We start from the raw sequence: 14467 nt of genomic DNA, 5'->3' as shown, positions 1-14467 counted from the left end.
GCACGTCACGCGAGGCTCAGCCCAGAAAACTCAACCGGTCCAGCGCGCCTTGCAGGATATAGCCCGCCGCGACCTGATCGATGACCTCGGCGCGGCGTTTGCGCGAGGTGTCGCCCTCCAGCAGGGCGCGTTCGGCGGCGACGGTGGACAGGCGTTCGTCCCAATAGCTGATCGGCAGCGGTGTCAGGCGTTCAAGATTGCGGACAAAGGCGCGGGTGGATTGTGCTCGCGGTCCCTCTGACCCGTCCATATTGCGCGGCAGGCCCAGAACCAGCCCGACCAGCGCGCGATCCGCGACGATCTTCAGCAGCGCCTCGGCGTCCAGCGTGAACTTGACCCGTCGGATCACCGTCAGCGGCGAGGCGACGCTGCGCAACCCGTCACTGACCGCGACGCCGATGGTCTTGGTGCCCAGATCCAGCCCGGCGATGGCGCCGGTGCGCGGCAGGGCGGCGGCGAATTCCTCGATCGTCTCGCAGATCATTGCAGTCCCGATTGCTTGCCCGCGGCCTCGATGGTGGCGAGCGCCTCGGGGATTGAGGCGAAACGCGTCCGCGCCTCGCCCAGGATGTCCTGCGCATGATCCTTTTGGCCAAGGACGACAAGGGCGGAAATCAGCCGCGCCCATTCCTCGGGCGTGCCACCCTGCGTCGCCAGCCGCGATTCCAGCCCCTTGACCATGCCTTGGATCATCTGCTGACGGTCTTCGGGGGTCATGTCCTGCGCCGCTGCCATCGTTTCGGCATCCGGGCCGGGCAGCGCGCCGGGCTGTGGGGCGGATTGCTGGTCGGGCGGCGTGTAATCGGGCACGCCTGCGAACCAGGCCAGATCCTTGATCGAGGCACGAACCAGCCCGTGCCAGGGCGCATTGTCGATATCCTCGACCAGCAGATGCGACCAGATCGGGAAGGCCAGATCGGGGCGGCCGCTCTGGATCTGCAAGAGGCCTGACAGGAAGCGTGCCTGTTGTTCCATCGGGTCCAAGACAAGCGCGCGGTCCAGATGGTCCTCGGCTTCGCGGGTGATCAGGCCACCCGCGGCCTCGATCGTCAGTCCGGCAAGACGGGTGTAATCGGCAGCCGAAGCCTTGTCGCCGCGCAGCGCGATCAGCCGGGTCTGCGCCTCCTTGGCGGCGACCAGATTGCCCAGACGTTCCTCGTGCTGGGCCAGCAATTCCTGCCCGCGCTGATCGTCGGGATTCTTGGCGACGGTCGCGCGCAGCTGTTCGATCAGCGCGGCATAATCCGCATCGGGTTGGGCGCGTTCGGGTTTCGGCGCGGCCTTTTCGGCCTCGGCCTGACTGGGGCGGTTGGCGTAATTGGCCTCGGCATGCGCGATGCGGGTGCCGATGGGTTCGTCCGGCATGTCGGGCGAGCCCAGATGCCGATAGAGCAGCACCGTTCCCAACAGCAGCAGGCCCAGGACCGCCAGCGCCACCGGACCACCGGCTGTGCGGCCCGAGGCGGTTTCCGTCGCCAGCGCGCGGTCGGCGGCCAGAACCTTGCGGCCGATTTCATTGCGCAGGCGCTCGGCCTCGGCGGGTTCGACGACGCGGCGCTCCAGATCGCGTTCGACCTCGCGCAGCTGGTCGCGATAGATCCGCAGGTCATAGGCGGCAGCAGGCTGTTCGCCCGCCGCGCGGCGACGCAGCAGCGGTGCGGCAATCGCAATCGCAACGATGGCCGACAAAGCCGCGCAGATCATCCAGAACATCGCATACTCCCATGGCGCCCCCGTCTTCTATCCGTTCCGGAGGCGCGGAAAAAGTCAATGTGGCGCGAGCGGCCGTGCGGAAGATCTGCGCCGCTCCCTGTCGCAATTCGACAATTGGCCCGTCGCAGGCCTGACTTGCCGGACGCCTCGCGAAAATCCACTCTGCTGACCGAGTCTTTTGCAAAGGTCACGCCCCATGTCCGCCAATCCCGCATCGAAAAGCACCGGCCGCTATTCGGTCTTTGCCATCGCGCGCGAGGCGATGCGCCTGCATTCCGGCTGGAAACGCGCCTGGGCCAGCCCCGAGCCGAAGAAGAAGTATCAGGTCGTTATCGTCGGCGCGGGCGGGCACGGGCTGGCCACGGCCTATTACCTTGGCAAGAATTTCGGCATCACCGATATCGCGATCATCGAAAAGGGCTGGCTGGGTGGCGGCAATACCGGGCGCAACACCACCATCATCCGCTCGAACTACCTGCAGGACCCCTCGGCGGCGATCTATGACAAGGCGCTGAAGCTGTATGAAAACCTGTCGCAGGACCTGAACTACAACGTCATGTTCAGCCCGCGCGGCTTGCTGATGCTGGCCCAGACCGAACATGAGGTTCGCGGCTACAAGCGCACGGTCTATGCCAACCAGTTGCAGAATGTCTCGACCGAATGGGTCACGCCCGAACGCATCAAGAAGATGCTGCCGATCATCAATATCGATGGGCCGCGCTATCCGGTTCTTGGCGGGCTGTATCAGGAACGCGGCGGCACCGCGCGGCACGATGCCGTGGCATGGGGCTATGCGCGGGCCTGTTCCGCCATGGGCATGCATATTATCCAGAATTGCGAAATGACCGGGATCGAGACCGAATCCGGTCGCGTCCGCGCCGTGAACACCGGCAAGGGCCGCATCGAATGCGACAAACTGGCGCTGGTGGTCGCGGGCCATTCCTCGGTTCTGGCAGAGAAGGCGGGCTTCCGGCTGCCGATCGAATCGATGGCGCTGCAGGCGCTGGTCAGCGAGCCGATCAAGCCCTGCTGCGATCTGGTGATCATGGCCAACACCGTCCATGGCTACCTGTCGCAATCCGACAAGGGCGAGATGGTGATTGGCGGCGGCACCGACGGCTTCAACAACTATTCCCAGCGCGGCTCGTGGCAGCATGTCGAGGAAACCATCCGCGCCCTGATCGAGACCTTCCCGATGCTGTCGCGGCTGAAGATGCTGCGGCAATGGGGCGGGATCGTCGACATGACCGGCGACCGCTCACCCATCCTGTCGACGACGCCGGTCGAGAATATCTTCGTGAACTGCGGCTGGGGCACGGGCGGGTTCAAGGCCATCCCCGGCTCGGGCTGGGCCATGGCGGAACTGGTGGCCAAGGGTCAACCGGGGCCTCTGGCTGCCGATTTCGGGCTGAACCGTTTCCGCGAGGGGCGCTTCATCGACGAAAGCGTGGCAGCGGGGGTGGCGCATTGATCCGGCAGGAAATCTGCGGGCGGCTTTCCGCCAATCGTGACGGCGCAAGAAAAATGCTGCGATTTCAATGGAACTCTTGGCGGAATAGTGCATTGGTCCCGCACGTCACCATGACCAAGGAGTTTTCTTCATGGCCGAACAAAACAAGAGCAATCTGTGGCTCATCATCGGCGCCATCATCGTCGTGCTGGCCGTCATCTACTGGTACATGTCCGGCTCGACCGAGCCGACCGCACCGGTCGATAACGGCGCCGTCACGACCCCTGCGCCGGCTACGACCGATGGCGCTGTCAGCGTCGAGCCCGCCGCTCCGGCCACGACCACGCCCGCACCGGCCGAGCCTGCTCCGGCCGCACCCGCAACCCCTGCCGAACCGGCGACGCCTGCCGAGCCTGCTGCTCCGGCAACGCCTGCTCCGGCTGGCACCACCCCGCCCGCGAACTGATCGCGCTGCGGCATTAAACAAGGATCGAGGGGCTTTCCGCCCCTCGGTCGACATTGCGGCGCGGCTGATCCACATCGGCCCGCGTAAAGTCGGGATTGCGCGCTGGCGGATAATGCCCGTCGTGACGCAGCCTGCGCCTATGGCCAGCAGCACCCGGCCTGAACTGTTTTCCCATGTCCAGAACCCCACCCGCGTCCGGCCCATGGCCTTGGCGCGACTGACCATGCGCGCCTGTCACGCAAGGAGTGAGTGATGCTGACCCTGACCTGTCCCTGCTGCGGCATCCGCGCCGAGGAGACCGAGCTTGCTCCGGGTGGCGAGGCGCATCTGAAACGCTTTGGCCCTGGGGCGAGCGACGAGGATTTCGAATCCTACCTGTTCGCGCGCAAGAACCCCAAGGGCGTGCATTTCGAGCGCTGGCGCCACGCCTATGGCTGCGGCAAGTGGTTTCTGGCCGCGCGCTGCACCGCCACGCTTGAGGTGTTCGGCACCTACAAGGCGCAGAACCCGCATCCCACCCCCGAGATCGTTGCCGCCATCCGCGCCAAGCGCCCGGATTGGACGCCTGACTGGACCGAAACCTCGCCTGCCGAAAGCCTGACCGAATGAGCGATAACGGACCCTTCCGCCTGTCCCGCGGCGGCCGCCTGATCGACCGCGCCTATCCGCTGCCCTTCCGTTTCGACGGTCGCCACCTGCGCGGGCTGCGGGGCGATACGCTGGCCTCGGCCCTGCTGGCCAGCGGTCAGCTGATGATGGGGCGCAGCTTCAAGTATCATCGCCCGCGCGGACCTCTGGCCTCAGGCGCCGAGGAACCGAACGCGCTCCTGGGACTGGGGCAGGGCGGCAGGTTTGAGCCGAACCAGCGCGCCACCACCACGGCGCTTGTCGCGGGCATGGTCACGACCAGCCAGAATTGCTGGCCCAGCCTGAATGTCGATGTGGGCGCGGTGAACAACTGGCTGTATCGATTCCTGCCGGCGGGCTTCTATTACAAGACCTTCATCCATCCCCGCCCGTTCTGGAAACATGTGTTCGAGCCGGTGATCCGCCGCTCGGCCGGTCTGGGCAAGGCCCCGACCGAGGCCGATCCTGACAGCTATGAACAGGCCTATGCCCATGCCGATCTGGTTGTGGTCGGTGGCGGCATTGCCGGGCTTCTGGCGGCGCGCGATGCCGGGCGGCAGGGCAAGACCGTCACTGTTCTGGAACAGAACCCGCATTGGGGCGGACGCACGCCGACCGATCACGCCGATGGCCAGTCGCGGATCGACGCGGCTCTGGCCGATCTGCGCGCCATGCCGAATGTCACCCTGCGCCGCAATACGATGGCGACCGGGCTTTACGACCATGGCTACCTGATCGCGCGCGAGGCCTTGGCCGATCACGATCCGAATGCCGGGCTGCCGCGCCAGCGGTTGTGGCGCATCCGGGCCGGGCATGTGGTGGTTGCCTCGGGCGCGCTGGAACGTCCGCTGAGCTTTGCCGGCAATGATGTGCCCGGTGTGATGCTGGCCTCGGCCGTGCGGGATTTCATCGCGGATTATGCCGTGGCGCCGGGGCGGCGCATTGTCGTGGTGACGAATAACGACGACGCCTATCGCACGGCGCTGGCGGCGCTGGATGCCGGGCTTGAGGTGCCTGCGGTGATCGACGCCCGCGCCAACCCTTCGGGCGCGCTTCCTCAGGCTGTCCGCGCGCGCGGCATCCGCATCCTTTCCGCCAGCGCCATTGCCGGGGTCAAGGGCGGGCAGGGCGTTCAGGTGGTGCAGGTCTGTTCGCATGTCGGGGCGGGTCAGGTGTCCGAAACGATCGAGGCCGATTGCGTCGCCATGTCCGGCGGCTGGTCCCCGGTCGTGCATCTGTGGAGCCATTGCGGCGGCAAGCTGAACTGGTCCGATGCGCAGGCGATGTTCCTGCCCGATACCAGCCGTCCGCCGACCGGCGACGATGGTGCGGCGATGGCGACCCCGGTCGGGGCGGCGGCGGGCGATTTGCTGGTCGCCGGGGCCACCGGGGCCGAACCCGAACAGCCCTTGCTGCCGGTCTGGGTCATGCCGGTCAATGCGACCAAGGCGATGAAGTTCAAGATGTGGCTGGATTTCCAGAATGACGTGAAGGTCTCGGATGTCGAGCTGGCGGCGCAGGAAGGCTATGCCAGTGTCGAACATACCAAGCGCTACACCACTCTGGGCATGGCGACCGATCAGGGTAAGGTCAGCAATATCAACGGCCTTGCCGTGCTGTCCGCCGCGCTGAAGCAGCCGATCCCGCAGACCGGCACCACCACGTTCCGCCCACCCTATACGCCGCTGACTCTGGGCACCATCGCGGCCGAGGCGCGCGGCGATCTGTTCCAGCCGCTGCGCAAGACCCCGATGCATGGCTGGCATCAGGCCAAGGGCGCGCATTGGGAACCGGTCGGCCATTGGCGCCGCCCCTATTGCTATCCACAGGCGGGCGAAACCCATGCCGCTGCGGTGGCGCGCGAAATCCGCGCCGTACGCGGGGGCGTGGGGACGCTGGACGCCTCGACCCTTGGTAAGATCGTCGTCAAGGGGCCGGATGCCGGGCGTTTCCTCGACATGATCTATACCGGGATGATGTCGACGCTGCCGGTCGGCAAATGCCGCTACGGGCTGATCTGCAACGAAAACGGCTTCCTCATCGACGATGGTGTCGCCGCACGCCTGTCCGAGGACACCTGGCTGGTTCACACCACCACCGGCGGCGCCGACCGCATGCACGCCCATATGGAAGACTGGCTGCAATGCGAGTGGTGGGACTGGAAGGTCTATACCGCCAACGTGACCGAGCAATGGGCGCAGGTCGCCGTGGTTGGCCCGCAGGCGCGCAACCTGCTGGAGCGGTTGGGCGGCATGGACCTCTCGCCCGAGGCGTTGCCCTTCATGGGCTGGGCTGAGGGTCAGATCGCCGGGATTCCCGCCCGTATCTATCGCATCAGCTTCTCGGGCGAGTTGTCGTTCGAAGTCGCCGTACCCGCCGGGCGCGGGCTGGAGCTGTGGGAGAAGCTGCACGCCGCCGGGGCCGATCTGGGCGTTACGCCCTATGGGACCGAGGCCATGCATGTCATGCGCGCCGAAAAGGGCTTCATCATGATCGGCGATGAAACCGACGGCACGGTGATCCCGCAGGATCTGGGCCTGAACTGGGCGATCAGCAAGAAGAAGTCCGATTATATCGGCAAGCGCGCGCAGGAACGCAGCCACATGACCGATCCCCTGCGCTGGAAGCTGGTCGGGCTTGAAAGCCTTGACGGACGGATGCTGCCCGATGGGGTTTACGCCGTGGACGAAGGGGTAAACCCCAATGGCCAGCGCAATCTGCAAGGGCGGGTGACCTCGACCTACATCTCGCCGACGCTGGGCACGCCGATCGCCATGGGGCTGGTCCGCCACGGTCCCGACCGCATGGGCGAGGTGCTGGAATTCCCGGTCGCGGGCGCGGAAACCTACAAGGCGCGGATCGTCGATCCGGTCTTCTACGACAAGGAAGGGAGCCGCGCGAATGGCTGAGGCTTTGGCACATATCCGCGAGATCACCGATCTGGGCATGATCCAGATCCGCGCCGATCTGACCGAGGCGGGGGCGGCCATCACCAAGGCGGCGGCCATCCCGCTGCCGGGGCCGACCTCGACCACCACCAATGGCAGCCGACGCCTGTGCTGGATGTCGCCGGATGAGTTGCTGCTGGTGTTGCCGCAGGCCGAACTGGCGGCGGCGCTGGCAGAGCTGACGACGGCGCTGGCCGGGCAGCACGTGCTGGTCCTTGACGTCAGCGACATGCGCGCGGCCTTTGCCATCGAGGGGGGCAGGGCCGATCAGGTTCTGGCCAAGCTGTCGCCCACCGATCTGGCCGCGATGCCTGCCGATGGCATGCGCCGCAGCCGCGCGGCGCAGGTGGCCTGCGGCTTCTGGCGGCAAGAGGGGGGATTCGTTCTGATCGGCTTCCGCTCGGTCGCGGATTACCTGCGCGGACTTCTGGACAATGCGGCGCGGGCGGGAACCGGCCTCGATCCGCGTTGACAGGGCGATTGCCCCCTTGTGCTTGACCGTCTGACGGCTTTGGATGGGGCCAGCACAGCTTGGGGTTCCGATGCGCCAGCTTATCACCGCCGCCGTGATCGCCGCGTTGCCGCTTGGCGTGCAGGCGCAGGACGCACAGCCCGATCTGCGGGTGATGATGTGTCAGTTGATTGATGAAAGCGGCACCGGCTGGGTGCCGGATTTCCTGATGTTCACCCGCCAGAATGCCGGGCCGCATGCCGGCCGGATCGAGGTCTATGACCCGGTCCTGCAAAAACTGGTCCGCCATCCGATCAAGGCGGTGGTGACGGTGGATGACGCCAGGGGTCGTACCTATGGCTGGGCGCTGGGCCGGGTGCGCAACAATTCCGGGCAGCGGACCGAACGGCTGGATTACCGGCTGCGCGTCAGCAAGTCCGATGGCACAGCCGAGCTGCTGGTGACGGCGCAGGGTTACCAGAACACCATGCGCGGGGTAGGGGAATGCGCCACCCCTTAGGCCGGATGCGGCGGAACCTCGCTCTGGCTGGCGCGTTGTGCCGCCTGACGCCACCGCCTTGGCATTGCCGCGATCTGAGGGCTTTTCCCTGCCCGCCGGCTGTGTCAGAACCCTGTTCCGAACCCCTTGGAAAGGACTTCGAAAATGGCCTTCACGCTTCCCGATCTTCCTTATGCCCATGATGCGCTTGCCGCAGGCGGCATGTCGAAAGAGACGCTGGAATTCCACCACGACAAGCACCACAAGGCCTATGTCGACAAGCTCAACGAGCTGGTTTCGGGCACCGAGTGGGAAGGCAAGAGCCTTGAGGACATCGTCAAGGGCACCTACCAGTCGGGTGCCGTGGCGCAGAACGGCATCTTCAACAATGCCAGCCAGCATTGGAACCACGCCCAGTTCTGGGAAATGATGGGTCCCAATCCGGGTGCGATTCCGGGCGATCTGGAAAAGGCGCTGACCGAATCCTTCGGCTCGGTCGACAAGTTCAAGCAGGATTTCGCTGCGGCAGGCGTCGGTCAGTTCGGCTCGGGCTGGGCCTGGCTGGTCAAGGATGCGGATGGTTCGCTGAAGATCACCAAGACCGAAAACGGCGTGAACCCGCTGTGCTTCGGCCAGACCGCGCTGCTGGGCTGCGACGTGTGGGAGCACAGCTACTACATCGACTTCCGCAATGCCCGCCCGAAATATCTGGAAAACTTCCTGAACAACCTGGTGAACTGGGAAAACGTGGCCTCGCGCCTCTGACCCCCGGCTTTTGCCTGTTGCCAGTGAACGCGGCCCGCCCCTTTTGGCGGGCCGTTTTCTTTCTTGTCGAAATATCCCGGGGGACGCCACAATGGCCCCATCGAGGGGCCGTTGCGGCGGGGGGCAGAGCCCCCCTCTTGCCCTTGCGGCCAAACAGGCGCATGTCCGAAACCTTGTATGGAGGCGCGCATGTCTGAATGGGGCAAGGGATTCTGGGCGATGATCGGGGTCTGCCTGACCTGGGGTCTGTCGCCGCTGTTCTATCACCAGCTTGCCGATGTCGCGGTGATCGAGGTGCTGGCCCATCGCACGCTGTGGTCGCTGGTTCTTTTCCTGGGTATCCTTGGCTGGCAGGGACGGCTGGGCGAATTCCGGCGCACGCTGTTCGGTCCTTTCCTGCCGCGACTGGCCTTTGCGGCGACGGTGATCTCGATCAACTGGGGCATCTTCATCTGGGCGGTGCAGGCGGGCTATGTCGTTGAAAGCTCGCTGGGATATTACATCTTTCCGCTGATCGCCGTGGTCATGGGATTGGTGTTCTTTGGCGAGAAACTGTTGGCCGCACAGGGCGTCGCCGTCCTGATCGCGGCGCTGGCGGTCATCCTGCTGACCTGGGGCCTTGGGGTCGCGCCATGGATCAGCCTGTCGCTGGCGATCAGCTTTGCGCTTTACGGTGTGGTCAAGAAATCTCTGCCGGTGGGTCCGGTCTTGTCGGTTGCCTGCGAGGTCGCGATCCTGGCACCTTTGGCGCTTGGCTGGCTGCTGGCGCAAAAAGCCGGGATCATGCCCGCCGCCTTGGCCCATCCGGTCAGCTTTGGTACCGACATGCAGATGTCGCTGCTGCTGGCGGCTTCGGGTGTCATCACCGCCGTGCCGTTGGTGATGTTCAGCTATGCCTCGCGCCGGGTCGAGATGTCGACGCTGGGGCTGATGCTTTACCTGAACCCGACGCTGCAATTCCTGTGCGCCGTTCTGGTCTTTGGCGAGAACTTCACCCGCTGGCACATGATCGCATTCGCGATGATCTGGCTGGCGCTGGCGATCTACTCGGCCTCGGCGCTGATCGGCCAGCGCGCTGAGGCGCGCCGCAACGCTTGATCCCCTGCCTTGCGCGCCGCCATTGGCAAAGGGGCGCATCCCCGTATAGAACAGCGCGAAAGCAGACGGGGACGACATGGCGAACCAGAACGACAGCTTCATTGACGAGGTCACCGACGAGTTGCGCCGCGACAGGCTGTTCAAGGCCTTCCGGCGCTTTGGCTGGATCGCGATCGCGCTGATCCTGGCCATCGTGGGCGGGGCCGCATGGCGCGAGCATGCCAATGGCAAGGCCCAGTCCGAGGCTCGCGCCTGGGGCGATGCGGTGCTGGCCGCGCAGGACACCAAGGACCGCGTTCCGGCGCTGGAAGCGATTGACGCCGGCGATATCCCCGGCCGCAAGCTGATGGCCGAAATGCTGGCCGCCGGCACCGAGGCCGAGGCGGGCGAAAACGGCAAGGCGTCCGAACGCCTGCTGGCTGCTGCCGATCTGCCGGGGCTTGATCCGCTGTTGCATGACCTTGCCCAGCTCAAGGCGGTGATCGTCGTCGGGCAGGAAATGGATGCGGCGCAGCGCGACACCATCCTTGCCAATCTGTCCAAACCCGGCGCGCCCTTTGAAATGCTGGCGCTGGAACAGAAGGCCGTCGCCCTGATCGGCGCGGGCCGGACCGAGGACGCGACCATGCTGATCCGCCAGATCCAGCAAAAGGACGGCCTGTCCGAGCCCTTGCGCCGCCGCCTTGCCGAGATGATGATCACGCTGGGTGCCGACCCGGACGAGGCGCAAGGCCCCGGCCCGCAATCCACCACCGTGGCCCCGTCCGAATAACGCGAAATACGCCGGCTCTGCCGGAAGAACAAAAGTAGGCGTGCCCCGTCCCGCCGCAACGAGGAGACAGCGATGACCCGGTTGCCCCTTATCGCCGCCCTGACCGGCATCGTGGCCCTTGCGGCCTGCAACAAGAACGACCAGCCCTTGCCCGGCGAACGTCTGGACCCGCGAGCGGTAATCTCGCCCGACGGTGTCCCGGTACAGGGCGCGACCGGCCCGACCACGACGGCGCTGTCGCTGCCGCCGGTGCGCGGCAATGCCGACTGGCCGCAACGGGCGGGCAGCGCCAGCCACGCCTCGGGGAACATGGCCATTGGCGCGGGCACGAATCGGGTCTTTGCGACCTCGATCGGCGCGGCATCCGACCGCCGCCACCGCATCACCGCCGATCCGATCGTGGCGGGCGGGCTGGTCTACACGCTGGACAGCCAGTCGACCGTCACCGCCTCCAGCACCGGCGGTGGCCGCGTCTGGAGCGCCAGCCTGCGTCCTTCGGCGGAAACCTCGGACAGTGTCTCGGGCGGTGGGCTGGCCTATGAGGGCGGTCGCGTCTTTGCCACCTCGGGCTATGGCGAGTTGGTCGCGCTGGATGCGCGGACCGGCGGCATCGCATGGCGGCAGCGGGTCGATGCCCCGATCAGCGGCGCGCCTTCGGTGGCCAATGGCGTGGTCTATGTGATGGGCCGCAATGCCACCGGCTGGGCGGTTCGCGCCAGCGACGGCAAGGTGCTGTGGCGCGTCTTCAGCAATAACGGCATGGCGGGCGTCATGGGCAGCGCCGCGCCTGCGGTTGCGGGCGGCACGGCGGTTTTCCCCTTCTCGACCGGGCAGATCATCGGCGTCGACACGACCGAGGGCACGCAAACCTGGCAGGCCAATGTCGCGGGTTCGCGGTTGGGCCGTTCGATCACGCTGTTCCGCGACGTGACCGGAGATCCGGTGATTTCGGGCAACACCGTCTATGCCGGGACCAGCTCGGGTCGGGTCGGTGCCTATGATCTGGAGACCGGTGCCACGAAATGGGAAGCCCCCGAAGGCGCCTCCAGCCCGGTGCTGGTCGCGGGGAATTCGGTGTTCCTCGTCAATGACCAAGCCCAGCTTTTGCGGCTGGATGCGGCGAATGGCGGGCGGGTCTGGGCGCAGAAGCTGCCCTACTTCACCAAGCAGATTGTCAGGAAGCAGGATAAGGTCTGGAATCACTATGGACCGGTGCTTGCAGGGAATCGGCTTTACCTTGCCGGCTCGGACGGGTATCTGCGCGTCTTCGATCCCGCCTCGGGCGCTTTGATCGGCACTGCCGAGATCCCCGGCGGCGCCGCAGCAGCACCGGCCGTCGCAGGCCAGACCCTTTACGTCGTCACTCATGACGGCCAACTGATAGCATATAGATGAGCTTCACCCTCGCCATTGTCGGGCGGCCGAATGTCGGCAAGTCCACGCTTTTCAACCGCCTCGTCGGCAAGCGACTGGCGCTGGTCGATGACCAGCCCGGCGTCACGCGCGACCTGCGCGAGGGAGCGGGCCGCCTTGGCGACCTGCGTTTCATCGTCGTCGATTCGGCGGGCCTCGAGCTTGTCGATGATGACAGCCTGCAAGGCCGGATGCGCCGCCTGACCGAGCGCGCCGTCGATGAGGCCGATATCTGCCTGTTCGTGATCGACGCCCGCGTCGGCGTCACCGCGGCCGACGAATATTTCGCCGACATCCTGCGTAAGCGGGCCAAGCACGTGATCCTTGCCGCCAACAAGGCCGAGGGCCGGGCTGGCGAGAACGGTTTCCTCGAGGCCTATGGCCTTGGCCTGGGCGAGCCCCTGCGCATCTCGGCCGAGCATGGCGAGGGGATGGATGACCTGTACCGCGTCCTCGTCCCTCTGGCCGATGTGTTCGAGGCTCAGAACGTCCAGCAGGCGCCGGAAACCGATGTCGATGTCTCCGAGGATGACGACGAAGACGATTCCGAGGATTGGCGCCCGAGCGCCGCGAAGCCCCTGCAGGTCGCCGTGATCGGTCGTCCGAATGCCGGGAAATCGACCCTCATCAACAAGATCCTGGGCGAAGACCGTCTGCTGACCGGCCCCGAGGCCGGGATCACCCGCGATTCGATCTCGGTCACCACCGACTTCATGGGCACGCCGACCCGCATCTTCGACACGGCCGGGATGCGCAAGCGCGCCCGCGTCACCGACAAGGTGGAAAAGCTCTCGGTCGCCGATGGCTTGCGCGCCGTGCGCTTCGCCGAGGTGGTCGTGGTGCTGCTGGACGTGGGCATCCCCTTTGAACAGCAGGACCTGCGCATCGCGGACTTCGCGGAAACCGAGGGCCGCGCTGTCGTGGTCGCCGCGAACAAGTGGGATCTTGAGGAAGAAAAGCCGCAAAAGCTCAATGAGCTGCGCGAGGCCTTTGAACGTCTGCTGCCGCAGCTGAAAGGCGCGCCGCTGGTCACCGTCTCGGCCCGCACCGGCAAGGGGCTGGACCGCCTGCACAACGCGATCCTGAAGGCGCATGAGGTCTGGAACCGCCGTATTCCGACCGCCCGCCTGAACCAGTGGCTGGGCGCGATGACCGAGGCGCATCCGCCGCCGGCTCCGGGTGGCCGCCGCATCCGCCTGCGCTACATGACGCAGGTCAAGACCCGTCCGCCGGCCTTCGTGGTCATGGCGACGCATACCGACAAGATCCCGGACAGCTATCAGCGCTACCTGATCAACGGGTTGCGCGCCGATTTCGACATGCCCGGTACGCCGATCCGTCTGACCTTCCGTGATCAGGGGACCAAGAACCCCTATCTGGCCAAGGCCAACAAGATCAATCAGTCAGGCGCGCTGTCGAAGCACAAGCACCGGCAAAAGCCCAAGGAAGCCTGATCAGGTCGTGACCCTGACAAGGGCGACGGCAATGACCGCGATGGCCAGCACGGCCATCGTGGCCAGCGCCGCCTCGACCGAGACCGAGCCCGCGGCCAGCCCGATCATCCCCCAGATGACGGCGACGCTGTAGCTGATCGTTCCTCCCAGCCGCAGCTGGACATTCACCGCGGCCAAGGCTGCGATCAGGATGGCGATGCCCGCCGCCAGCACCATCGGTGCCCGCAACTGGGTCTGCAGCAATGTCGCAAAATAGGCGCAGGTGACCAGCGTGGCCCAGCCCGCGGCGAATCCCAGTGCGCCGCTGTTCCTGATCCGGTCGCCCAGCCGCATCGCGCTGAGCGCCGCGCCCAGAAAGCCCGCCAACATCACCGCGCATAGCATGATCCCCATCATAGGGTGGCCGTCTCGCAGCCATGGCCATGTCGCCCCGGCAATCAGCCCGACGATCAGCAGCGCATATTCGTCATGGCGACCGCCCTCATCGGTCAGCAGGCAGCGGATGGCGTGAAACCCCAGCGCCAGCCATGTCACGACCAGCAGGCCCATCATGGTCAGGACGCGGGGTTGCAGAAACTGCCCGCCCAGATCCAGAAACACGTTCTCGCTTTCGAAGACCATGCCCATGCCGAATTCGGTCGCAGGCTCCAGCGCCAATGCGACCGGGCGCAGGGCATAGCCGAATGTGCTGGCGATAAAGGCCAGCGTGGCGATCAGCAAAAGGGGGGCTGCGGCTTGTCTCATGTCTGCGGAACGCCGCTCGGGTCCGCCGGGTTCGATGGCGCGGAAGGAATTCCGCACCATCGTGTCG

Annotated in this window: 14 protein-coding genes; 11 read left to right on the top strand and 3 right to left on the bottom strand. The window is 65.8% G+C overall.

Annotated features, from left to right (window positions below; genetic code table 11):
* Positions 1 to 16: 16 nt before the first annotated feature.
* Positions 17 to 484 (bottom strand): Holliday junction resolvase RuvX, encoded by a 468-nt coding sequence (ruvX, locus tag GL300_RS04420; protein ID WP_155038332.1) that lies wholly within the window; start codon positions 482 to 484, stop codon positions 17 to 19.
* A complete protein-coding gene (gene ccmI, locus GL300_RS04415) occupies positions 481 to 1713 on the bottom strand; it encodes a c-type cytochrome biogenesis protein CcmI (protein ID WP_155038331.1) in 1233 nt (410 codons plus the stop codon). The genes ruvX and ccmI overlap by 4 nt, the downstream gene beginning before the upstream one ends.
* 196 nt (positions 1714 to 1909) lie before the next feature.
* Here ccmI and GL300_RS04410 point away from each other — a divergent pair, with 196 nt between their 5' ends.
* The 11 genes from GL300_RS04410 to der all read left to right on the top strand — a co-directional run bounded on the left by GL300_RS04410 (position 1910) and on the right by der (position 13656).
* On the top strand, positions 1910 to 3184 hold the full coding sequence (locus GL300_RS04410) for a sarcosine oxidase subunit beta family protein (protein WP_155038330.1): 1275 nt from the start codon (positions 1910 to 1912) through the stop codon (positions 3182 to 3184).
* A 130-nt stretch (positions 3185 to 3314) separates the two neighbouring features.
* A complete protein-coding gene (locus GL300_RS04405) occupies positions 3315 to 3629 on the top strand; it encodes a flagellar basal body-associated FliL family protein (RefSeq protein WP_155038329.1) in 315 nt (104 codons plus the stop codon).
* A gap of 252 nt (positions 3630 to 3881) precedes the next feature.
* A complete protein-coding gene (locus GL300_RS04400) occupies positions 3882 to 4238 on the top strand; it encodes a sarcosine oxidase subunit delta (RefSeq protein ID WP_155038328.1) in 357 nt (118 codons plus the stop codon).
* Positions 4235 to 7165, top strand: coding sequence for a sarcosine oxidase subunit alpha family protein (locus GL300_RS04395; RefSeq protein WP_155038327.1), 2931 nt, complete (start codon positions 4235 to 4237; stop codon positions 7163 to 7165). Before GL300_RS04400 ends, GL300_RS04395 begins: the two co-directional genes overlap by 4 nt.
* On the top strand, positions 7158 to 7676 hold the full coding sequence (locus GL300_RS04390) for a sarcosine oxidase subunit gamma (protein WP_155038326.1): 519 nt from the start codon (positions 7158 to 7160) through the stop codon (positions 7674 to 7676). The genes GL300_RS04395 and GL300_RS04390 overlap by 8 nt, the downstream gene beginning before the upstream one ends.
* Before the next feature lie 70 nt (positions 7677 to 7746).
* Positions 7747 to 8175 carry a hypothetical protein gene (locus tag GL300_RS04385; protein ID WP_155038325.1) on the top strand — a complete coding sequence of 143 codons (429 nt, stop codon included), beginning with the start codon at positions 7747 to 7749 and terminating at the stop codon, positions 8173 to 8175.
* 144 nt (positions 8176 to 8319) lie between these two features.
* A complete protein-coding gene (locus GL300_RS04380; protein ID WP_155038324.1) occupies positions 8320 to 8919 on the top strand; it encodes a superoxide dismutase in 600 nt (199 codons plus the stop codon).
* Positions 8920 to 9108: 189 nt separating this feature from the next.
* Entirely contained in the window at positions 9109 to 10017 is a 909-nt protein-coding gene (gene rarD, locus GL300_RS04375; protein WP_155038323.1) for an EamA family transporter RarD, read from the top strand.
* A 76-nt stretch (positions 10018 to 10093) separates the two neighbouring features.
* The gene (locus GL300_RS04370) at positions 10094 to 10789 is read left to right on the top strand and encodes a tetratricopeptide repeat protein (protein ID WP_155038322.1); all 696 of its coding nucleotides are present in this window, start codon (positions 10094 to 10096) and stop codon (positions 10787 to 10789) included.
* A 72-nt stretch (positions 10790 to 10861) separates the two neighbouring features.
* Entirely contained in the window at positions 10862 to 12184 is a 1323-nt protein-coding gene (locus GL300_RS04365) for a PQQ-like beta-propeller repeat protein (protein ID WP_155038321.1), read from the top strand.
* Positions 12181 to 13656 (top strand): ribosome biogenesis GTPase Der, encoded by a 1476-nt coding sequence (gene der / locus GL300_RS04360; RefSeq protein WP_155038320.1) that lies wholly within the window; start codon positions 12181 to 12183, stop codon positions 13654 to 13656. Before GL300_RS04365 ends, der begins: the two co-directional genes overlap by 4 nt.
* Here the strand turns inward: der and GL300_RS04355 are convergent, their stop codons facing one another.
* Positions 13657 to 14460, bottom strand: a complete 804-nt coding sequence (locus GL300_RS04355) for a hypothetical protein (RefSeq protein ID WP_225612032.1) — start codon at positions 14458 to 14460, stop codon at positions 13657 to 13659. It lies immediately after the preceding gene.
* Positions 14461 to 14467: the final 7 nt, after the last annotated feature.

It is taken from the genome of Paracoccus litorisediminis, from assembly GCF_009711205.1.
Taxonomy (GTDB): domain Bacteria; phylum Pseudomonadota; class Alphaproteobacteria; order Rhodobacterales; family Rhodobacteraceae; genus Paracoccus; species Paracoccus litorisediminis.
The sequence above is the reverse complement of the archived record's forward strand: the minus strand, read 5'-3'. Positions and strand labels throughout refer to the sequence as shown.